Origin of the sequence: Marinobacter sp. NSM (assembly GCF_052380025.1) — a bacterium.
GTDB lineage: Bacteria > Pseudomonadota > Gammaproteobacteria > Pseudomonadales > Oleiphilaceae > Marinobacter.
Map to the genome: position 1 here is coordinate 496,761 of NZ_JBQTCK010000003.1, position 20,181 is coordinate 516,941.

General features: G+C 59.8%; 16 protein-coding genes. 7 read left to right on the top strand and 9 right to left on the bottom strand.

From position 1 onward, the window contains the following. Positions 1-3: 3 nt before the first annotated feature. From ACTZWX_RS09945 to ACTZWX_RS09965, 5 genes are all read right to left on the bottom strand, one after another. Positions 4-1,005 carry a dihydroorotate dehydrogenase-like protein gene (locus tag ACTZWX_RS09945; protein WP_444713785.1) on the bottom strand — a complete coding sequence of 334 codons (1,002 nt, stop codon included), beginning with the start codon at positions 1,003-1,005 and terminating at the stop codon, positions 4-6. Beyond that, positions 998-4,594, bottom strand: coding sequence for a pyruvate:ferredoxin (flavodoxin) oxidoreductase (gene nifJ / locus ACTZWX_RS09950; protein ID WP_444713786.1), 3,597 nt, complete (start codon positions 4,592-4,594; stop codon positions 998-1,000). Before nifJ ends, ACTZWX_RS09945 begins: the two co-directional genes overlap by 8 nt. An 82-nt stretch (positions 4,595-4,676) precedes the next feature. Next, on the bottom strand, positions 4,677-5,768 hold the full coding sequence (locus ACTZWX_RS09955) for a tRNA-queuosine alpha-mannosyltransferase domain-containing protein (RefSeq protein ID WP_444713787.1): 1,092 nt from the start codon (positions 5,766-5,768) through the stop codon (positions 4,677-4,679). A gap of 43 nt (positions 5,769-5,811) precedes the next feature. Beyond that, positions 5,812-6,987: an MFS transporter gene (locus tag ACTZWX_RS09960; protein ID WP_444713788.1), complete on the bottom strand. Its 1,176-nt coding sequence runs from the start codon at positions 6,985-6,987 to the stop codon at positions 5,812-5,814. Between the two features lie 87 nt (positions 6,988-7,074). Next, entirely contained in the window at positions 7,075-7,746 is a 672-nt protein-coding gene (locus ACTZWX_RS09965; protein ID WP_444713789.1) for an SDR family oxidoreductase, read from the bottom strand. 115 nt (positions 7,747-7,861) lie between these two features. Here ACTZWX_RS09965 and ACTZWX_RS09970 point away from each other — a divergent pair, with 115 nt between their 5' ends. Further along, entirely contained in the window at positions 7,862-8,488 is a 627-nt protein-coding gene (locus tag ACTZWX_RS09970; protein WP_444713790.1) for a hypothetical protein, read from the top strand. 7 nt (positions 8,489-8,495) lie between these two features. On the opposite strand, the gene arsJ is transcribed toward ACTZWX_RS09970, so the two are convergent. From arsJ to ACTZWX_RS09985, 3 genes are read right to left on the bottom strand one after another with little or no spacing between them, the layout of a single operon-like run. Continuing rightward, positions 8,496-9,689: an organoarsenical effux MFS transporter ArsJ gene (arsJ, locus tag ACTZWX_RS09975; protein ID WP_444713859.1), complete on the bottom strand. Its 1,194-nt coding sequence runs from the start codon at positions 9,687-9,689 to the stop codon at positions 8,496-8,498. A 1-nt stretch (position 9,690) separates the two neighbouring features. Further along, positions 9,691-10,695 carry an ArsJ-associated glyceraldehyde-3-phosphate dehydrogenase gene (locus tag ACTZWX_RS09980; protein WP_444713791.1) on the bottom strand — a complete coding sequence of 335 codons (1,005 nt, stop codon included), beginning with the start codon at positions 10,693-10,695 and terminating at the stop codon, positions 9,691-9,693. A 45-nt stretch (positions 10,696-10,740) separates the two neighbouring features. Continuing rightward, positions 10,741-11,505 (bottom strand): metalloregulator ArsR/SmtB family transcription factor, encoded by a 765-nt coding sequence (locus ACTZWX_RS09985; RefSeq protein ID WP_444713792.1) that lies wholly within the window; start codon positions 11,503-11,505, stop codon positions 10,741-10,743. A gap of 91 nt (positions 11,506-11,596) precedes the next feature. On the opposite strand from ACTZWX_RS09985, the gene arsH reads away from it, so the two are divergent. From arsH to ACTZWX_RS10000, 3 genes are all read left to right on the top strand, one after another. Next, positions 11,597-12,313, top strand: coding sequence for an arsenical resistance protein ArsH (gene arsH / locus ACTZWX_RS09990; RefSeq protein WP_444713793.1), 717 nt, complete (start codon positions 11,597-11,599; stop codon positions 12,311-12,313). 9 nt (positions 12,314-12,322) lie between these two features. Further along, positions 12,323-13,387 (top strand): ACR3 family arsenite efflux transporter, encoded by a 1,065-nt coding sequence (gene arsB, locus ACTZWX_RS09995; RefSeq protein WP_444713794.1) that lies wholly within the window; start codon positions 12,323-12,325, stop codon positions 13,385-13,387. A gap of 134 nt (positions 13,388-13,521) precedes the next feature. Further along, positions 13,522-14,319: an undecaprenyl-diphosphate phosphatase gene (locus ACTZWX_RS10000; protein WP_444713795.1), complete on the top strand. Its 798-nt coding sequence runs from the start codon at positions 13,522-13,524 to the stop codon at positions 14,317-14,319. 150 nt (positions 14,320-14,469) lie between these two features. Here ACTZWX_RS10000 and uvrD read toward each other — a convergent pair whose 3' ends face one another. Continuing rightward, positions 14,470-16,635, bottom strand: coding sequence for a DNA helicase II (gene uvrD, locus ACTZWX_RS10005; RefSeq protein WP_444713796.1), 2,166 nt, complete (start codon positions 16,633-16,635; stop codon positions 14,470-14,472). A 253-nt stretch (positions 16,636-16,888) separates the two neighbouring features. Here uvrD and ACTZWX_RS10010 point away from each other — a divergent pair, with 253 nt between their 5' ends. Genes ACTZWX_RS10010 through ACTZWX_RS10020 form a run of 3 tightly spaced genes read left to right on the top strand, consistent with a single transcriptional unit; the run spans position 16,889 to position 20,159 of the window. Then, positions 16,889-18,502, top strand: a complete 1,614-nt coding sequence (locus ACTZWX_RS10010) for a methyl-accepting chemotaxis protein (RefSeq protein ID WP_444713797.1) — start codon at positions 16,889-16,891, stop codon at positions 18,500-18,502. Positions 18,503-18,530: 28 nt separating this feature from the next. Then, positions 18,531-19,736, top strand: coding sequence for a hypothetical protein (locus ACTZWX_RS10015; RefSeq protein WP_444713798.1), 1,206 nt, complete (start codon positions 18,531-18,533; stop codon positions 19,734-19,736). Positions 19,737-19,745: 9 nt separating this feature from the next. Then, positions 19,746-20,159, top strand: coding sequence for a substrate-binding domain-containing protein (locus ACTZWX_RS10020; protein WP_444713799.1), 414 nt, complete (start codon positions 19,746-19,748; stop codon positions 20,157-20,159). Positions 20,160-20,181 lie beyond the last annotated feature (22 nt).

The following is a 20,181-nucleotide window of genomic DNA, read 5'->3' on the forward strand; positions in this document are numbered from 1 at the left end:
TGATTACCGGGACGATTGCCAGCCGTGCAATAGCCGGGCGTAGTTCAATCGCTCCCAGGTGCCCGCATCCGGCGCGTTATCCAGAGACAAGGCACCCCGGGCCTCCTGCAGGGATTGATAGCCTATGCTGGCCAGCCGGGTGGTCAGTTCACCGGCCAGCCGTTCGAAAGCCGCAGGGCCGTGTTGAAGCACCGTTGATACCAGCTGCACCACCGTAGCACCGGAGAGTATGGCCTTGGCGGCATCGTCACCGGTATGCACGCCGCCAGACGCCGCCATGTCCATGCCGGTGCGGTTATACAACCTGGCCATGGCGTGCAGGCGCAAAGGCAGCTCGGCACTGGTTGACAGCACCACCTCCCGGCTCAACGCCAGCTGTTCCAGGTCGATATCCGGTTGATAGAACCGGTTGAACAGCACCAGCCCTCTGGCCCCCGCCGCTTCAACGCCCGCCACAAATGCCGGTAACGCCGAATAGAAGGGCGAGAGTTTGACACTGACCGGCACCGACACCTGCTCCACGACAGAGCGAATCACCACCAGCTGGCGCTGTTCCAGAGTATCGGCGGTATCACCCGCATCAGTAGCCAGGTCGTACAGGTTAAGCTCGATGGCATCAGCGCCGGCCTGCTCAAGTTCCGTGGCATGCTGGGTCCAGCCACCGGGGGAAATGCCGTTGAGGGAGGCAATCACCGGCACGCCCAGCTCCGCTTTCAGCTGCTGCAATCGTTGCAGGTAACTGCCGGAGCCCATCTCGAAGATCTCGGATTCCGGGAAAAACGAGCGAGCCTCAGCATCCATGTTGATACGGGAATCAATGAACTTGTGCGCGGCCATCTGCTCGGCCACCAGCTGCTCTTCAAACAGGGAGTGCATCACCACCGCACCGGCTCCAGCCTGTACGCAGGCCTTAAGGGTATCCAGCTCATCGGTCAGCGGGCTCGCGCCCAGCACCAAGGGCGACTTCAGCTCCAGGCCCAGCCAGCGGGTTGTCAGGTCAGTCATGGTTGCCTCCATCCCTGGCGGGCTTCTCATTCCCGGCATCATGGGGTTCAAAATGAATACCCGCCAGCTGCATATACAGCTCCCGTTGTTCTTTCGCGGCATCACTGGCGGCAGCGACCAGCTGTTCGTAGCGCTGTGGGTCCCGCAATTCCAGCATCCGGAACCGGGCCTCCTCCTGCATGTAGGCTTTCATCGGTACTTTCTGGCGCACGGAATCCAGTTGCAATGGCGGCAGGCCTTCCTCGATCCGCCTTGGATCAAACCGGTACAGTGGCCAGGCCCAGCTGTCCACCGCCCGCTTCTGCTGGGCCGGAGAGTTCACCAGGTCGTAGCCGTGGGCAATGCAGGGGCTGTGAGCGATGATCAGCGCCGGGCCGTCAAAGCTTTCGGCTTCCTGCAGTGCCTTGGTGGCCTGGTTGCTGTGTGACTGCATAGCAATCTGGGCCACGTACACGTGGCCATAACTCATGGCCAGCAGGCCCAGGTCTTTCTTGCGGGTTTCCTTGCCGGCGGCGGCGAACTTGGCCACAGCGCCCATGGGCGTGGCCTTGGATTGCTGGCCACCGGTGTTGGAATAGACTTCCGTATCCAGCACCAGCAACTTGATGTTTTGGCCGGAAGCCAGGGCATGGTCCAGCCCGCCGTAGCCAATATCGTAGGCCCAGCCGTCGCCACCAATCACCCAGACGCTCTTGGGACAAAGCTCATCCGCCAGGTTACCCAGCTCCTGCGCTTCGGAGCCTTTTTGGCCTTCAAGCCAGTTACGCAGTTGCGCGACGGCTTCGCGCCGGGCCGCCATGGCGCTCTCGTCGAGAGTGACACAGGGGCCGGTCAGGGCCTGGTAGAGTTCAACAGGGAGCTGCGCTTTCATGTCTTCCAGCAATTGCCGGGCCCGGCCAGCCAGTTTGCTCAGCCCCATGCGCATACCCAGGCCCAGCTCCGCGGCATCCTCGAACAACGAGTTGTTCCAGGTAGGTCCCCGGCCATCGGCATTCACCGTGTAAGGCGTGGTGGACAGGTTGCCGCCGTAGATCGAGGAGCAGCCGGTGGCGTTGGCAATCATCAGCCGGTCGCCCAGCAACTGGGTGAGCAATCGGATGTAAGGGGTTTCACCGCAGCCGGCACAGGCCCCCGAATACTCGAACAGGGGAATCAGTAACGGCAGGGATTTGAAGTCCCGGGGAATTCGGTCCCGAGGTACGTCCGGCAGGCTGCGCAGGAATGCCAGATTATGAGCCTCATCTTCCACATGCTCCTCAACGGGGCGCATGTTGATGGCCTTGCGCTTGGGCTGGGTGCGGTCTTTGGCAGGGCAGACTTCCACACACAAGCCGCAGCCGGTGCAATCCTCCGGGGCTACCTGAACCCGGTAGTCCAGCCCTTCCAGCTCGGCGGTGTGGGTTTCCGGTACCGCGCTGAAGCTTTCGGGGGCATCTTTCGCGCTGTCCGGCTCAAACACTTTGCTGATGATCGCCGTGTGGGGGCAGATCATGGTGCAGAAATTACACTGCACACACAGGTCCGATTCCCAGATCGGGATCTCCTGGGCAATGCTGCGTTTTTCATACTGGCTGGTGCCAGTGGGCCAGGTGCCATCCACCGGGAAGGCGCTGACCGGCAGTTTATCGCCCTGGCCATCCATCAGCAGCCGGGTAACTTTCTGCACAAAGTCCGGTGCATCGTCCGGCACTCTCGGGGGCCGGGTGCGGGTGGCCGTTACGGCACCGGGCACCGGCACTTCGTGGAGATTGTCCAGGGCGGAATCCACCGCCTCCACATTACGCCGCACCACCTCTGGCCCGCGCCGGCCCCAGGTCTGGCGAATGGATTCCTTGATATGGTTTATGGCCTCCTCACGGGGCAGGATGTCCGCCAGGGCAAAGAAGCACACCTGCATCACCGTGTTGATACGGCGCTCCAGGCCAGCCTGCTCGGCTACGCTGGCCGCATCGATCACAAACAGCCGGGCCTTGCGCTCCACCAGCACCCGCTGGGCTTCCACCGACAGCTGTTGCCAGGCCTGCTCCGCCGGCCAGGGCACATTCAAAAGTACCGTCGCCCCGGGCGCAGCGTGTTCCAGCACATCGAACTTCTCCAGAAACTGCGGCGCGTGCACCGCGACAAACTGGGCCTGACGAATCTGGTAACTGGAACGAATGGGATGCGGCCCGAAGCGCAGGTGGGAGACGGTGGTGGCACCGGATTTCTTGGAATCGTAAACAAAGTGCCCCTGGGCGAACAGGTCGGTGCCCTCGCCCAGAATCTTGATGCTGGCCTTATTGCTGCTGACCGTGCCATCGGCACCAAGGCCAAAGAACAGCGCCCGCCGGGTGTCTGGCGATTCGATATCCAGCTCGCTGTCCACCTCCAGGGACAAATGGGTAACGTCATCCCGAACGCCCACGGTAAAGCGGGTTTTCGGCGCCGGCTCCTGCATCTGGTCAAACACCGCACAAACCATGGCCGGCGTGAACTCCCGGGATGACAAGCCGTAACGGCCGCCGATCACGCGGGGCAGATTGGGTCGGTCACCCCGACTGAACGTTTCCATCAGGGCACCGCTGACTTCCAGCAGCAGTGGCTCGCCCTGGGCGCCGGGCTCCTTGGTTCTGTCCAGTACCGCCAACTGCTTCACGTTATCTGGTAACGCCTCAAGGAAGCGCTCGGTGGCGAAGGGCCGGAACAGGCGCACCTTGAGCACGCCCACTTTCTCGCCCTTTGCCAGCAACCATTCGACGGTTTCATGGGCACACTCGGCGCCAGATCCCATCAGAATGATGACCCGCTCGGCCTGCGGGTGCCCGACATAGTCAAACAACCTGTACTGCCGGCCGGTGATGTCGGCAAAGCGGGACATCACCGCCTCCAGATGCTCCGGAAAGGCCTGGTAAAACGGATTGGCCGCTTCCCGGGACTGAAAAAAGGCGTCGGGATTCTGGGAGGTGCCCCGTAGCACTGGGTGGTCGGGTGTCATCCGGCGATTACGATGGGCCTCAATGCCCTGGTAGGGCACCAATGCGTCCAGCTCATCGTCGCTGAGCGGGACGATCTTGGCGATTTCATGGGAGGTGCGAAAGCCGTCGAAGAAGTGCATTACCGGCACCCGGCTTTCCAGAGTCACTGCGTGGCCAATGGCCGCCAGGTCCTGTGCTTCCTGCACTGAGCCAGATGCCAGCAGGGCGAAGCCGGTGCCCCGGGCACTCATGACATCGGAGTGGTCACAAAAGATCGACAAGGCGTGGGTGGCCAGGCTGCGGGCGGCCACGTGCATGCAAAACGGCGTCAGCTCGCCGGCAATCTTGTACAGGTTGGGCAGCATCAGCAGCAGGCCCTGGGAGGCAGTGAACGTAGTCACCAGTGAGCCCGCCTGCAAAGCGCCGTGCATGGCGCCGGCCGCGCCGGCTTCGGACTGCATTTCCACCACACCCGGTACCTGGCCCCAAACGTTGGGTTTGCCCAGAGCCGCCCAGTCGTCGGCGTGCTCCCCCATGACAGAGGCCGGAGTAATCGGGTAGATGGCAATGGTTTCACTCAACCGATAAGCCACTGAGGCAACGGCTTCATTGCCATCGAGGGTGCGGAACTCCATGGATACCGTCCTTGTTGAAGCAGCGGGATAATATCCAGTCTAGGCAGGGCCTGTGAGGCCCGCAAGTTGGCGCCAGACCAACCTAACGGCCAGCTATCAGGTCACCCAGCAGGGCCCGGTAACGCCCCGCCAACCGAGACGCCCGCCAGGCATCAGGGGAAGCAGAAGCGGGTTTATCCACCATGATCTGTTCCAGGCAGTTAACGGCAGCCCTGGCTTCCGCTTCCGGGCTCGATTCATCACTCCGGTAACGGCAAGGCTCGGGCACATATTCCCGGTACGCCAGCCGGTCCGGCACCAGGGCCACACAGCCCGACGCCATGGCTTCCAGCACTGCCAGGCCCTGGAAGTCGTGCAAGGCTGTGGACAAAACAACGTCTGCCTCGCGCAGCAACCGGTCGTACTCATCGCGACTGTCCATAAAACCCCAGTGCTCGATGTAACCGGCAAATTGCTGGTGGATCCGGTCAAATGCCTCCGGATAACGGCGGAAGCCCTCCCCCACCACACTCAGACGAAAGGGCATGGACCGGCCCGCCAGCGCTTGTAAAAACACCAGCAAGCGATCTGGCCCCTTATCGTATTCCCATCGATGGTTCCAGAGCAGATGTGGGCACCGCCAGTTCAACGCGCGCCCCTGGTCGACAAACAGGCAGTCTTCAATCGGCACAGGCAGCACCCAGGATTTCTCTGTTAGTGCCTGCACCACCCCCGGCGGCACAGCATCGGGCATTTTGTCCAGTAAGGCGTCAACGCCCCGCAAGAAACTGTCCCGGTTCCAGGCGCTGTTGAACGCCACCGCGTCTGCCGCCAGCGCGCTGTATAGATTCACCATTTGCGGCTCCAGCCGACCCTGCTGCTGTTCGCTCACGGGGAAGGCAAACTGGTTTTCATGCATGTAGAGCAGGCACGGAGTGATTGCCAGCTGGGGATGCAGGCCCCGAAGGGTGGCCAGATCCACCATGGACGTGGCGATTATCAGGTCCCAGGGTTGTGACAGGCATGGCTCGGCCAGCCAGCTTACCGGGTTACCGCGAATGCGCCACTGGAAGAACCGGGGAGGAAGCGTCAGGGTCTGCCAGTGATAGTCGGGACACATCGCCACCAGCTGGTTCCGCCAGCGCTGGTGACTGGCGGCGTCATAGGCGGATAACAGAAGAGTTCGCGGGGTCATGGCGGTCCGTAACAGATGGGGCGGCTGGAATCGGGCTATTGTATTAGGCTGGCGCCTTGCCTCGGCCCAGCGACAGCAATCCGAACACCGGGCCCGGCAGCAACAGTAACGCCACCCACACACCCCAGGGGCTCCAGAGCCCGCTGGTGATCCAGATAGCGGGCAGCGTCAGACCAAACCCGATGGCATTCATCACCGCCAGTGAGGAACCAACCGTTTCTTTCGGTGCGGTAGCCGCCGCCAGAGCCGAGAACTGGGGCGAATCCGCCACCACGGCAATGCCCCAGATCATCAGTAACGCGATCAGCAGTGTTGGCGACAGGCCGTTCAACCAGGGGTACAGCAGGCACAGCGCCCCGGAGACCATCAGCGCCCGCCGCGCCACCCACTCACTGCCCCGGGTTCGACTGAGCCGGCCACCGCCGATACAGCCGGCGGCGCCGATACCGATGACCGCGAACGATAGCCAGGGCACCAGCGCCTCACCCTGCCCCAGGCGGTTTAACTCCCGGGCAATCAGTAACGGCACCAGAGTCCAGAACGCATAGAGCTCCCACATGTGGCCAAAGTAACCGCCGGCGACCGCCCGGAACCGGGGAATTCGCAGGGCGGCCAGCCCTTGGCTAATCGGCAACCCGCCATTGGCTTTGGGCAGGTGCGGGCCATCGCCGAGCAAGAACACCAGCAAACCGCCGGCCAGCGCCAGAACCGACGCCGCCAGCAACGGCCATTCCCACGGTAGGCCCAGCGTTGCACCCCGCATCAGATGAGGCAGTGCAGTCCCCAGCGTGAGCATGCCCACCAGCCACGCCAAAGCGGCGCCTGCGTGCTTGGGCGTCCAGGCAATGACCAGCTTCATGCCCAGGGGGTAGATACCAGCCAGGCACAGACCAGTGGCGAATCGCAACAGGCTGTCCACTGGAAACACCCCCGCAACCAGTACAAAACCGGCATTGGCCAGGGCGCCCAGCACACTGGAAACCAGAAAAATACGACTGGCGCCAAAACGGTCGGCCACCCCGGTTACCGCCAGGGTCAGCGTACCGACAATAAAACCGGCCTGAACCGACAGGGTAAGCCGTCCAAGATCCGATTCCGCCAGCGCCAGCTCATCAGAAAGGGATAACCAGACCCCATTGATACTGAACCAGAGGGACGTACCAAACAATTGTGCCAGCACGATCACTGGCAGGGAGTAACGCCGAAGCAGCCCGATCATATTTAATCTTTTTTATCGATGATGCCTGCAGCCTAGCTCGCCCGCCAAGAACCTGCCCATACTACTTTGGTGCCCGGCAGTCCCGGCTCACCAGGGCAGTTCCTCACCGTTGCTGTGCCAGAACGAACCGGAGTTCTCCAGGTTCAGGTTGGCAATGCGCTCAGCCAGGCCTTTGGCGGACTCTTCCGGCGTGATCAAACCACCAAAATTCACCATTCGGGTCTTCACATAACCAGGATGCAACTGAGCCACCGCAATGCCCCGTGGTTTCAGGTCCACGGCCAGTGATTTGCCAAAAGCGTTGAGGGCCGCCTTGGAGGCGCGATAGCCGTAGCGGCCGCCGGAATCGTTGTCGGCAATGGAACCCATGCGGCTGGTGATGTTGGCGATCTTGCCGCCTTCACGAATTTGCGGCACCAGGGCTTCGGTGACCCTCAGGGGCGCGTAGGCGTTGATTTCCATCTGGGTGCGGATGGAATCGAAGTCGATGCGGCCCAGCTGTTCGTCCTGCAACAGCCCGGCGTTGTTGATCAGCAGGCTGATGGACTTACCCACAAGCGCCGACGTGAGTTTCTCAATACCGGCATCGGTGGTGACATCCACCCCGTCAATCACCTGCTTGGCCACTTCTGACAGTTCATCCGAGGACTGCCTGCACACCCCGATCACTTCACAGCCTTGCCCCGCATAATGCCGGGCCAGCTCGAGGCCAATGCCACGGTTGGCACCGGTAATCACAACCACTTGGGGTTCAGACATAACACCTCCCTTCTACACGGTTTGCTCAGCCCTATTGGCAGGGTCTGCCGAATCTGTAATGGTTACACCATTGCACACCATCTTGCCAGTAACCCACGGTCGAGAAACAGCATCCATGAACCTTCGTACCCTCACCGCCGTTGCGCTCACCCTGGCCCTGGCCTCATCGCCAGTGGCAGCGGACATCGGTCTATCACCGTTTGTCGGTTACCGCATGGGTGGCTCGGTGGATATCGAGATGGCCGGCGCCAGCACCGATGACCAAATCCGCTTTCGCGATTCCGTGAGCCATGGACTGGTAATCAACTTCGACCTGCCGGAAGCAGGCAAACAGGGGGAGCTCTACTTTGGCCGACAAAACACCTCGGCCCGGCTAGACAACGGCCTGTTCGCCCCGGGCACCCGATCCATCGACCTGACCATCTACCAGCTGCAGTTTGGTGGGCTCTACTTTCCAGGCGGTAAAACCCATGGCGGGTTTGTCTCCGGCGTGCTGGGCGTTACCCGGCTGGAGCCGGATGATTCCCGCTACGACACCCACCACCGAGCCGCCCTGTCACTCGGCGGCGGCTACCAGTTTTTCTTGAGTGAACAATTGCGCTTGCGACTGGACCTGCGAGGTGTCTACACCGCCCTGAATTCGGGCGGCTCCGTGTTCTGCTCCGGGGGGTGTGAGCTCAAGTTCCGCAGCAGCGGATACCTGCAAGTGGAAGCCGGTGCTGGCCTGGTGGTGCGTTTTTAGCGCCCACTCAGGCCATCACCTGCCGCCGTTCAGGTAGCATGATTGATAGCAAAGCCGCCATGGCCACCAGCCCCGCCGAAATCCACAAACAGGCTTCCAATCCATACACCTGATACACCCAACCGGACAGGATGGTACCCAACAACCGGCCGGCGGCATTGGACATGTAATAGAACCCCACATCCAGTGAGACGCCATCGCCCCGGGCGTAGCTGACGATCAGGTAGCTGTGCAGGGAGGAGTTGATGGCAAACAGCACGCCGAACAGCAACAGCCCCCCGACAATGACCACCTGTGGGGACCAGCCCACCATCAGGCCACTGGCAATAGCTGCCGGGATAAGTGCCAGGAACGCCGCCCAGAGTACCGCCGGTTTCTTGCCTTCCATATTGCCGGTAATCCTGGGGGCGATGGTCTGGATAAAGCCATAGCCGATAATCCAGCTCGCCATAAAGCCACCGACTTTCCAGTGGTCCCAGCCAAATACGGTGTGCAGGTATACCGGTAACGCCACCACAAACCACACATCCCGGGCGCCGAACAGGAACATCCGGGCGGCAGACAGCACGTTAATCGCCCGGCTCTTGGACAGAATATCAGTGAACTTGGGCTTGGCCTTGCTCTTGCCCAGCTCCTGTTTAAGCAGGAACAGGCTGGCCAGCCATACCACCCCCAGGGCCACCGCCATGATCACAACGGCACCTGTAAAGCCGGCCGCCATCAGCAGCACGCCACCCAGGAAAAAACCCACGCCTTTAAGCGTGTTCTTGGAGCCAGTCAGGATGGCCACCCACTTGTACAGGGTGCCCTGTTGCTCATCCGGCACAAGCAACTTGATACCGCTCTTGGCGGACATCTTGTTCAGGTCTTTGGCGATGCCAGACAACGCCTGTGCCGCCATCACCCAGGGCACGGTCAGCATGGCCGCCGGCACCGCCAGCATGGCCAGCGCCACAATCTGTAGGAACAGCCCGATGTTCATGGTACGGTTCAGGCCCGTACGGGCCCCCAGATAACCGCCCACCAGGTTGGTTACCACCCCGAAGAACTCGTAGAAGATGAACAACAGGGCAATTTCCAGGGGTGAATAACCCAGCTGGTGGAAATGCAGTACCACCAGCATCCGTAGGGCTCCATCCGTGAGAGTGAAGGCCCAGTAGTTGCCGGTGATAACCAGGTACTGGCGAATGGCGGCATTCATATCAAGCCAGGCCCACTTTGCGCGCCAGCTCGGCGGTACGGTTGGCATAACCCCACTCGTTGTCGTACCAGGCGTAGATCTTTACCTGGGTGCCGTTGATGACCAACGTGGACAGCGCATCAACGATGGATGAACGGGGGTCGGTTTTGTAATCGATGGACACCAGTGGACGCTCTTCATAGCCCAGAATGTCTTTCAGCTCGCCCTCGGCGGCTTCTTTCAGCAGCCGGTTAACCGTCTCCACATCTGTGGGTTTTTCCACCTCGAACACACAGTCAGTCAGTGATGCGTTGGTGAGCGGAATCCGCACCGCGTGGCCGTCCAGCCGGCCCTTGAGCTCCGGAAAGATCTCGATAATCGCGGTGGCCGAACCGGTACTGGTGGGAATCAGTGAACTGCCACAGGCCCGGGCCCGGCGCAGATCCTTGTGAGGCGCATCGATGATGGTCTGGGTGTTGGTCAGGCTGTGAATGGTAGTGATGGAACCGTGCTTGATGCCCAGTTTCGCATGGATCACTTTGACCACCGGGGCCAGGCAGTTGGTGGTGCAGGAGGCTGCGGTGATAATCCGATCGGTGGCCGGGTCGAAGATGTGTTCGTTCACCCCCATCACAATGTTCTTGGCGCCCGCTTCCTTTACTGGTGCGGTGACCACCACCCGCTTCACACCCTGGTCCAGGTAAGCCTGCAAAACCTCAACTTTCTTGTTCACGCCGCTGGCTTCAATCACCAGATCACAGCCAGACCAGTCGGTATCCGAAATGGCCCAATTTCGGGTAACGCGCAGGTGCTGACCATCAATCACCATGTCGTCGCCATCGGCACTGGCTTCATGGCTCCAGCGGCCGTGGATACTGTCGAAATTCAGCAGGTGCGCGAGGCTTGCCACGTCGGTTCCCGGGTCATTGATGGCAACGAACTCCAGTTCCGGCCAGCCCCAGGCAGCCCGCAGCGCCAGCCGGCCAATGCGTCCAAATCCGTTAATACCTACTTTGATCTTGCTCATGGTGATCTCCTTGCGACCTTCGCAATCCGTATACTCGTTAAGTGATCAGGGGCACTGCACAACCGGGCGATCCGCCATGGCCTGCAATTGCGCCAGGGGGCGTTCGATCAACGCCCCGTTACTCAGAGCGGTCTCATCCAGAACCCGCGCCACCCAGGCCGGTAGCCGGGGGTTAAGGTAATAATAGACCCATTGGCCACGCCGCTCGGTTTCCAGAAGCTTGGCATCCCGCAGGCTCGCCAGGTGGCGGCTGACTTTTGGTTGCGACACCTCGAAGGCTTCGGTCAGTTCACATACGCACAGCTTTTCCTGATCCTTGATCAGTAACAGGGCGGCCAGGCGCAGGTCGTCGGCCATGGCCTTGAAGATCGCAACCGGGCTGTAATCGGCGGGTTTCAGGCCGGTTTCTTTCTGGTGCACCAGAGTAAAAAGGCCAAGGCGCTCCTTCAGCTCTTTCAATGTCAGGGCAAAGGTGGCGTGGCGATTGGTCTCTGCCGGGTCCGGAAAGTCCCAGGCAATCTGCTGAGCACCCTGGCAAGCGGCTGTGCATTCCCGGGCGGCTTTTTCACAAAGGGTGATCACGTAGTCCCAGTACTGGCCCTTCAGCTCGGCCAGCTGTTTGCTAAACAGCCCTTCGGTGGCAATACCGGCCTCGGACAATACCTGCAACGCCAGCGGATGCGGCTCTGTGGGCTGGGTGCCGGCGCTGGCCACTTCAAACTGGTCTCCGGCCATGTGCCGCAGCAAGGCCTCTGCCATGATGGAACGGGCACTGTTTGCGGTACAGATAAACAGAACTCGGCGCTTCATATCCACATCCCCAAATATACGTTTTTACGAATATTTAATTTTATGCATAATAGTGTGACAAGACGATGTCGTAAAGGACCAAACCTGAATCATGAACCTCCAAAACCTTCCCAACGTTGACGCCGACCTGTTCGAGACCCCGACAACCGGCAGGGTATTCTCGGCGTCCCCTTCAGAGCACCCAGCCCGAATACTGTTGCTGTACGGCTCCCTGCGGGAACGATCCTTCAGCCGACTTGCGGTGGAAGAAGCCGCCCGGTTGCTGGAAGCCATGGGCGCGGAAACCCGTATCTTCAACCCGCGCGGCCTGCCCCTGGCCGACGCCGAAGACGCCAGCCACCCCAAAGTTCAGGAGCTGCGGGAGCTGGTGCAATGGAGTGAAGGCATGGTGTGGTGCTCCCCGGAGCGGCACGGTGCCATGACCGGCATCATGAAAACCCAGATCGACTGGATTCCCCTGTCCCTGGGTGCTGTGCGCCCCACCCAGGGCAAAACCCTGGCCGTGATGCAGGTGTGCGGTGGCTCCCAGTCGTTCAACGCGGTGAACCAGTTGCGGGTGCTGGGCCGGTGGATGCGGATGCTGACCATTCCGAATCAGTCCTCGGTGCCCAAAGCATTCATGGAATTCGATGACAACGACCGCATGAAGCCGTCGGCTTACTACGACCGCATCGTGGATGTCATGGAAGAGCTGGTAAAGTTCACCCTGCTGGTGCGGGACCGCAGCGATTACCTGACCGACCGTTATTCCGAGCGCAGGGAAAGTGCCGAACAATTGTCCAAGCGCGTGAACCAACGTTCCATATAAGGAAGTGCAATGAGCAGTAACGAGCTGGCCGCGGAGGCTTCATCCGGCGGCATGGGTGTTTTCGAGCGCTACCTGTCTGTCTGGGTAGCCCTGGCGATTGTTGTCGGCGTAGCCCTGGGCCAAATGGCGCCCTCCGTGCCGGAAACCCTGTCCCGGTTTGAATACGCACAGGTATCCATCCCCATCGCCATCCTGATCTGGGCAATGATCTTCCCGATGATGGCCCAGATCGATTTCAGCGCCATTGTCGGCGTACGCAAAGAGCCCAAGGGGCTTGCCATCACCACCACGGTGAACTGGCTGATCAAGCCTTTCACCATGTTTGCCATCGCCTGGTTCTTTTTGATGGTGGTGTTTGAGCCCTTCATCGCACCAGAACTGGCGAGTGAATACCTGGCCGGCGCCATATTGCTGGGTGCTGCTCCGTGCACTGCCATGGTGTTTGTCTGGAGTTACCTGACCCGTGGTGACGCCGCCTACACCCTGGTACAGGTGTCCCTGAACGACATCATCATGCTGTTTGCCTTTGCGCCGATTGTGGTGTTCCTGCTGGGGATTTCGGATATCCAGGTACCCTGGGATACCGTCTTGATATCGGTACTTCTTTATATCCTGATTCCGCTGACCGCCGGCTATTTCACACGCCGCATCCTGATTGCCCGCCACGGCCAGCGCTGGTACGACGACGTATTCATGAAACGCCTGGGGCCGATGACGCCGGTAGCCCTGATCGTCACGCTGGTGCTGCTGTTTGCCTTCCAGGGTGAAGTCATTCTGCAGAACCCGTTGCACATTGCCCTGATTGCCGTGCCGTTGATCATCCAGACGGTGCTGATCTTTTTCATCGCCTACGGTTGGGCAAAGCTTTGGAAGGTACGCCACTGCATTGCTGCGCCCGGCGCCATGATCGGTGCCAGCAATTTCTTTGAATTGGCGGTGGCGGCCGCGATTGCCCTGTTCGGCCTGCAATCGGGTGCGGCGTTGGCGGCCGTTGTGGGGGTGCTGGTGGAAGTACCCTTGATGCTAATGCTGGTTCGCATCGCCAACAAGACCCGTGGCCACTTTCCTGCCTGAGCAAGATAAACATTACCCGCAAGGGCTCCTGTCCTGCGGGTAATCCACACCGCCTGTTCAGCCCCGCCCGCGCCTGATAATATCGCTCGCTGGCAAACCGGGAGTTGCCTCTCCCAGCAGACGGACAGGACATCATGGATTTTTTTCAGGCACTATTCCTCGGCCTTCTTCAGGGCTTGACCGAATTCCTCCCCATCTCCAGCTCTGGCCACCTGATCCTTGTACCCGCCTTTTTTGACTGGGCCGACCAGGGTGTCGGCTTTGACCTGTCCGTTCACGTAGGCACCCTGTTGGCGGTGGTGCTTTATTTCCGCAAAGACGTTTTCGCCATTACCCGGGACGGACTGTTATCTCTGGGCAAGCGCCAGATGATTGGTCAGGGCAATATGGCCTGGTTCCTGGTGATCGGCACCATCCCCGCAGGACTGGCTGGCCTGGCCCTGCTTGACATGATCGACAACGAATTGCGGGCTGTGGAGGTAATGTTCTTCACCACGCTGATTTTCGGCTTGCTGTTGGGTTGGGCTGACTGGCGCCCCAACAAGGGGCGCACCATGGATTCACTGACCTGGAAAGACGCGGTCCTGGTAGGCTGCGCCCAAGCCCTGGCCCTGATTCCCGGCACTTCCCGTTCCGGCGCCACCATCACTGCAGGCCTGTTCCTGGGCCTGTCCCGGGAGACAGCTTCCCGGTTCTCGTTTTTGCTCGCGATTCCGATTATCACTCTGGCGTCTGCGGTTAAATTGCTGGATGTGGCTTCATCGGATGTGATTGTCGACTGGAGCGGCTTTCTGGTGGGTGGTGTTACGTCGTTCATCACCGCCATTACCGCCATCCATTTCTTCCTGAAGTGGTTGAACAGGGTAGGCATGTGGCCCTACGTTCTCTACCGCATCGCATTGGCGGGTGTGATTTACGCGGTTCTGATGTAACGGCGGCCAGCACATTGCTTGGGGCGCAGAGTTGGGTAGGCCTTTCCAAAACTGTGCGGAGCCATGGATGGCGGAGCCTAAGCGTCACATGGATGTGCCGAAGGAGCGTGTTTTGGAAAGGCCTACCCAACCCTGTGCGAGACTCCTGAATTAGCAGGCCTCCAAAGGTGCATAGGCCAAAACCAGCCACTTGGCCCCCTCATCAAAGTTCACCTGCACGCGAGTGTGATGCCCGGTCCCCTCGGAGTTCATCACAATACCCTCCCCAAACTTCGGATGACGCACCCGCTGCCCCAGACTGAAACCCGACTGCTGGGCAGAATCCTGGCTGAACATGCTTTCATTGGGGCGTCCCACCATCGCCGGGCGGGTAACCGTATTGCGCAACCGCACTTCCTGCAGGCAATCCGCCGGGATCTCCCGCACAAACCGCGACAGCGCGTGGAACTTTTCCTGACCGTACAAACGGCGCGATTCCGCGTAAGTGAGTACCAGCTTTTTCATCGCCCGGGTAATGCCCACGTAAGCCAGGCGCCGCTCTTCTTCCATGCGCCCCGGTTCTTCCAGTGACATACTGTGGGGGAACAAACCTTCCTCCACACCCGCCAGGAACACAAGCGGGAATTCCAGGCCCTTGGCCGAGTGCAGGGTCATCAACTGCACGCTATCTTCATGGGCATCGGCCTGGGCTTCGCCGGCATCCAGCGCCGCCTGGGCGATAAACTCCGCCAGCGGGTCAACACCGTCTTCCACCTCGAAATCCGACAGCGCGTTCACCAATTCCTCCAGGTTCTCCACCCGGGCCTGGCCCTTCTCGCCTTTTTCGCTGGCGTGGTAGTCCTTCAAGCCACTGGCCTCGATGGCCTGCTTCATCAGGCCCTGCAATGACGCCTCACCGACCATTTCAGACAAGCCGTTGATGATCTCCATAAACGACTGCAACCCGGTTTTGGCCCGGCCTTTGACTTGGCCTGCCGCCAGCAGCCGCTCGGCCGATTCCCACAGGGAAATGCCTTGCTCGGTGGCGTATTCCCGTAATTCCGCCAGGCTCTTGGCGCCGATGCCCCGGGTGGGGATGTTTACTACCCGTTCAAAGGCAGCGTCGTCCCGGTGGTACTGCACCAGGCGCAGGTAAGCCAAGGCGTTGCGGATTTCCTGGCGGTCGTAGAAGCGCAGGCCGCCATATACCCGGTAAGGAATGCCCTGGCGCATCAGCGCCTCTTCCAGCACCCGGGACTGGGCGTTGGAGCGGTACAGAATGGCCGATTCGTTGCGCAGGTTGCCGTCGTTGACCCAGGCATTGATGGAATCGGCAATGTAATTGGCTTCATCCTGCTCGTTGAACGCCGCGTACAGGCTGATGGGCTCGCCATCCGGGCCGTCGGTCCACAATTCCTTGCCCAAACGGCCCTGGTTGTTGGCGATCACCGAGTTGGCAGCCTTCAGGATCATCTGGGTGGAGCGGTAGTTCTGCTCCAGGCGCACCAGCCGGGCATTGGGAAAGTCCCGCTGGTACTGCTGGATGTTCTCGATCTTGGCGCCACGCCAGCCGTAAATCGACTGGTCGTCGTCACCCACCACGGTCAGCGGCACCCGGTTGCTGGCCAGCACCTGCAGCCAGGCGTATTGAATGGTGTTGGTGTCCTGGAACTCGTCCACCAGAATATGCTGGAAGCGCTGCTGGTAATGCTTCAGCAGTTCCGGCCGGTGCAACCACAGTTCGTGGGAGCGCAGCAGCAGCTCGCCAAAATCCACCAGCCCGCCTTGTTGGCAGAGCTTTTCATACTGGCGGTAGATTTTCAGCATGGTGCTGGTGAAGTGATCGCCCGGGTTTTCCTGGATGTGATCCGCCCGCAGGCCTTCGTCTTTCTGACTGTTGATAAACCACTGGGCCTGCTTGGGCGGCCACTGGCTTTCATCAATCTGGAACTCCCGCATCACCCGCTTGACCATGCGCAGCTGGTCGTCACTGTCCAGCACCTGGAAATTCTCCGGCAGGCCGGCGTCTTTCCAGTGGGAACGCAGCAACCGGTGGGCAATGCCGTGAAAAGTACCGAACCATAACCCGCGGGAGGGAATGTTCATCATCTCCTCGATGCGGTAGCGCATCTCCTTGGCGGCCTTGTTGGTAAAGGTCACCGCCAGGATACCGGTGGGCGGTACCCGGTCTACCGTCATCAGCCAGGCAATGCGGTGCACCAGCACCCGGGTTTTTCCACTGCCCGCGCCGGCCAGCACCAGCAGGTGATCGTTCTGGGCAGTAACGGCCTCGCGCTGGGCGTCGTTCAGGGGGTCGATAATGTGGGAGACATCCATGGAGATTGACTTCATCACTGTTTAAATTTACAGGGCATTGTATCAGGCCTCAGCAGATACGTCCTTGGTCCCGGGCTGTTCCTATCAAACGGCGCGACTCCCAGAAAATCGGCAAATTACCCTCAAGCAAGCGGCATTCAGGCCGATACATCCCTTAACATACTGACACATTAATTCTGTGTCAGGCGTTCAAAAAACAACCTAGAATGCCGGCCGACTATAGTCTTAGGGCTGACCGACAGGGACTGACACCATGCTTTCATCACTCAAGATTTCCCACAAACTGGCCCTGCTGGTTATTGTTGCCATTACCGCCTTTGTGGTCAGCCAGACGTTTTCGATTATCACCGAACGCAGCAACTCCGAGCGGTTGACCGAAGTAAGGAACCAGCTTTACCCGTCGCTTGAACTGTCCACCATCAATCAGGGGCATTTGCAGCTGATCGAGACTCAGATCAACAGTGCGGTCACCACCGGGGATGACCAACAACTGGCGGCCACCAGCGACCAGAAAGATGAGATTGCAGCCAATCTCCGCAAGATCGCTGCGCTCAACCCAGGCTTAAGCCAACAAGCAACCGGCCTGAGCAGAGACCTCGAGACCTATTACGGTAACGCAACGCGCATCGCCACGGCCATTATTGAAGGCACCGCCGATTTCAACCGCATAGGCCAGGACGCCTCCGCCAACGCCAATCGCTTGGAAACACTGCGGAATGACCTGGACTCCATGCGCAGCGCCATGGAAACCCGCTTGATCCAGGCCATTGACAACACCACAGCCGCCTCCAGTGAGGCTGGCACAGTGTCCCTGGTCATTCTGGTGGTGGCATTGATTGCCCTGGTCACCCTGAGCCTGATTATCGGCCGCTCGATCTCAAGCAGCCTTAACCAGATCATCAGCTCTCTGCGTAACATGGCCTCAGGCGAAGGAGACCTTACCTCCCGTATTCATTACGAAGGAAAAGATGAGCTCAGGGCGCTGGTAAACCAGTTCAACCGGTTTGTGGAGAAGCTGCACAAGTCCTTTGCCACCATCCAGCAGGATATTGGTGAACTTAACAATGTTGCCTCGCACCTGGCCGGCACCAGCCGGACCAACCTGGGGCGCATCAGCCAGCAGGCCCAGGCCATCTCCTCAACCCGAAACTCCGTTGAAGAACTGGTGAAAAGCGTCGAGGAAGTGGCGGGCTTTGCCTCGTCCGCATCTGACCAGACTCAAGACGCTGCAAAGTTTGCCACTACCGGTCAGCAAAAGGTCAACAGCAATATCAGCACCATCCGGGAACTGATGGCAGAAATCGAAAAAACCGCCGGCCTGGTAAACCAGTTTGATGAGTTCTCTGTGAAGGTGGGCGGCCTGCTGGAGACCATCCAGAACGTTGCCGAACAGACCAACCTGCTGGCACTGAATGCCGCCATCGAAGCTGCCCGCGCCGGCGAGCACGGCCGCGGCTTTGCCGTGGTGGCAGACGAAGTACGGGGACTGGCCGTGCGCACCCACAAGGCAACCGAAGAGATCCAGCAAGTGATTTCCGAGTTGTCCAAGTTGTCGGGCAACGCCGTTACCTCCATGAAGGGCAGCGTGGAAATGGCCCGTGAGGGCGTTGATGCCACCACTGAGTCCGGCGAGGTCCTGAGCAAGATCCTTGACAACGTGCAGCAGATCAGCGAGCTGAACGAGCAAATTGCCGCTGCCACCTATGAGCAGAGCACCACCTTCAGCGAAGTCACCGGCCACATGGGCGATATGCATCGCAACGCCGAGGCGGTGATGGAAAGCACCGATGAGCTGGACAACGTCAGCCGAAAGATCCAGGACGTCAGTAATGGATTGCATAGCGTTGCCGGCCAGTTCCGCGTTTAATACCCAACCAAAGACTAGGATGTACATGATGAAAAGACTGTTCTCCGTCGCGCCCCTGGCGTTGGCGATTGCCGCTACGCCCGTCATGGCACAAGACACCGAGCAAACCCTCGAGCGCATGCAGCAACAGCTGAACGCCATGCAGCAGCAGCTGAACTCTGCCCGCAACACCGGCGTCCGGTTTAACGGCTTTTTCAGCACCGGTTACGCACGTGCCAGTAACGACGCAGGCTACGCCGGCATCACCGAAGAATCCGAAGTAAAAGACCTCAGCCTGTTCGCGCTTCAGGGTACTTTTGATGTTACCCAGAAGAGCCAGATTGTGATGCAGCTGGTTGGCCGTGGCGCTGATGACTGGGAGCCAGAAGTGGAATGGGCCTACCTGAGCCACCGCCCAACCAACAACCTGCAGCTGCGCGCCGGCAAGATGCGTATTCCGTTCTTCATGTACTCGGACTCCCTGGAAGTCGGCTACGCCCAGCCATGGGCCCGTCCGCCCCAGAGCGTTTATGGCCCGATTGCAGTGACCAGTTACGTGGGTGCCGATGCCAGCTACAACTGGAACTTTGACAATTCCTCACTGAACGCCAACTTCTTCACCGGCTTTACCGACGAAGACGGTAACTCGGGTGATGTGCAACTGCGCAACATTGCCGGCCTGAACCTGAGCTGGACCGACTATGTCTGGACCATCCGGGGCGTTGCTGCAACGGCTGAAGCCGATATTGATGCCACTCGTCTTGCTGCACAGGCTCCTGCAGGCTCGAATGTAGACACAGTGCTTGCTGATGGCGAGCGAGGCAATTTCTTTGGCCTGGGTGCCAGCTATGACGACGGCAGCTGGCAAATTATCGGTGAGGTGACCCGCGTTGAAGTCGATGGCAAGTTTGCCGATACCGACTCAGCTTACCTGTCCGTTGGGCATCGCTTTGGCAACTGGACTCCTTACCTTGCGGTTGGCTGGGTAGAGAGCAAAGATGACAATGAGCGTTTGGGCTTTGTTACCACAGGCGGCGGAACTATTTTGGCCCCGGAATCCATCCTTAACTTCCAACGCGAAGACTACAGCGTAGGCACCCGCTGGGACATTACCCCAGGCGTAGCCATCAAAGCGGACGTCACCCATTCCCGCGGCTTCGACAAAGGCACCGGCAACCTGAACCCTTCCTATATTCTGGCTTCAGGCACCAACAGCACCAACGTCTACACACTGAAAATCGAATCGGCATTCTAAGGAGGCCCCATGAAAAAGCTTAGCCTGTTGTTTGCGGCCTGCTTGATGGCCAGCCCCCTCGCCCTGGCGGATGTTGTGATTATTGGCCACCCGAGTGGCCCGGACAGCATCAGTTCCAATCAAGTGCGTGACCTGTACCTGAATCGCAGTCAGGCGCTACCGGATGGCCAGAATGCCAAACCGTTCGAGCTGCCGGAAGGCGATGCCACTCGCGCCGAGTTCCACAGCAAAGTCACCGGCCGTAACGATGCCCAGCTGAAGGCGTTCTGGTCTCAGCAGGTGTTCACCGGCCGTGGCCAACCGCCGGAAGAAGCGGGCAATGCCTCTGCCATGAAGGCCCAGGTCGCTTCCACGCCTGGCGCCATTGGCTACATCGACTCCGCCGATGTGGATGACAGCGTCAAGGTGATCCTGACGCCCTGAGCTCCGGCTCTGAAATGCAAAA

Excerpts from the sequence above, each read along its gene's own strand:
- ACTZWX_RS09960 (WP_444713788.1), bottom strand. The coding sequence starts at position 6,987 with ATGATCGGGCTGCTTCGGCGTTACTCCCTGCCAGTGATCGTGCTGGCA.
- uvrD (WP_444713796.1), bottom strand. The coding sequence starts at position 16,635 with ATGGATGTCTCCCACATTATCGACCCCCTGAACGACGCCCAGCGCGAG.
- arsH (WP_444713793.1), top strand. The coding sequence starts at position 11,597 with ATGAACCTCCAAAACCTTCCCAACGTTGACGCCGACCTGTTCGAGACC.
- arsJ (WP_444713859.1), bottom strand. The coding sequence starts at position 9,689 with ATGAATGCCGCCATTCGCCAGTACCTGGTTATCACCGGCAACTACTGG.
- ACTZWX_RS09945 (WP_444713785.1), bottom strand. The coding sequence starts at position 1,005 with ATGACTGACCTGACAACCCGCTGGCTGGGCCTGGAGCTGAAGTCGCCC.
- ACTZWX_RS09980 (WP_444713791.1), bottom strand. The coding sequence starts at position 10,695 with ATGAGCAAGATCAAAGTAGGTATTAACGGATTTGGACGCATTGGCCGG.
- ACTZWX_RS10000 (WP_444713795.1), top strand. The coding sequence starts at position 13,522 with ATGGATTTTTTTCAGGCACTATTCCTCGGCCTTCTTCAGGGCTTGACC.
- ACTZWX_RS09955 (WP_444713787.1), bottom strand. The coding sequence starts at position 5,768 with ATGACCCCGCGAACTCTTCTGTTATCCGCCTATGACGCCGCCAGTCAC.
- arsB (WP_444713794.1), top strand. The coding sequence starts at position 12,323 with ATGAGCAGTAACGAGCTGGCCGCGGAGGCTTCATCCGGCGGCATGGGT.
- ACTZWX_RS10020 (WP_444713799.1), top strand. The coding sequence starts at position 19,746 with ATGAAAAAGCTTAGCCTGTTGTTTGCGGCCTGCTTGATGGCCAGCCCC.
- ACTZWX_RS10015 (WP_444713798.1), top strand. The coding sequence starts at position 18,531 with ATGAAAAGACTGTTCTCCGTCGCGCCCCTGGCGTTGGCGATTGCCGCT.
- nifJ (WP_444713786.1), bottom strand. The coding sequence starts at position 4,594 with ATGGAGTTCCGCACCCTCGATGGCAATGAAGCCGTTGCCTCAGTGGCT.
- ACTZWX_RS10010 (WP_444713797.1), top strand. The coding sequence starts at position 16,889 with ATGCTTTCATCACTCAAGATTTCCCACAAACTGGCCCTGCTGGTTATT.
- ACTZWX_RS09970 (WP_444713790.1), top strand. The coding sequence starts at position 7,862 with ATGAACCTTCGTACCCTCACCGCCGTTGCGCTCACCCTGGCCCTGGCC.
- ACTZWX_RS09965 (WP_444713789.1), bottom strand. The coding sequence starts at position 7,746 with ATGTCTGAACCCCAAGTGGTTGTGATTACCGGTGCCAACCGTGGCATT.
- ACTZWX_RS09985 (WP_444713792.1), bottom strand. The coding sequence starts at position 11,505 with ATGAAGCGCCGAGTTCTGTTTATCTGTACCGCAAACAGTGCCCGTTCC.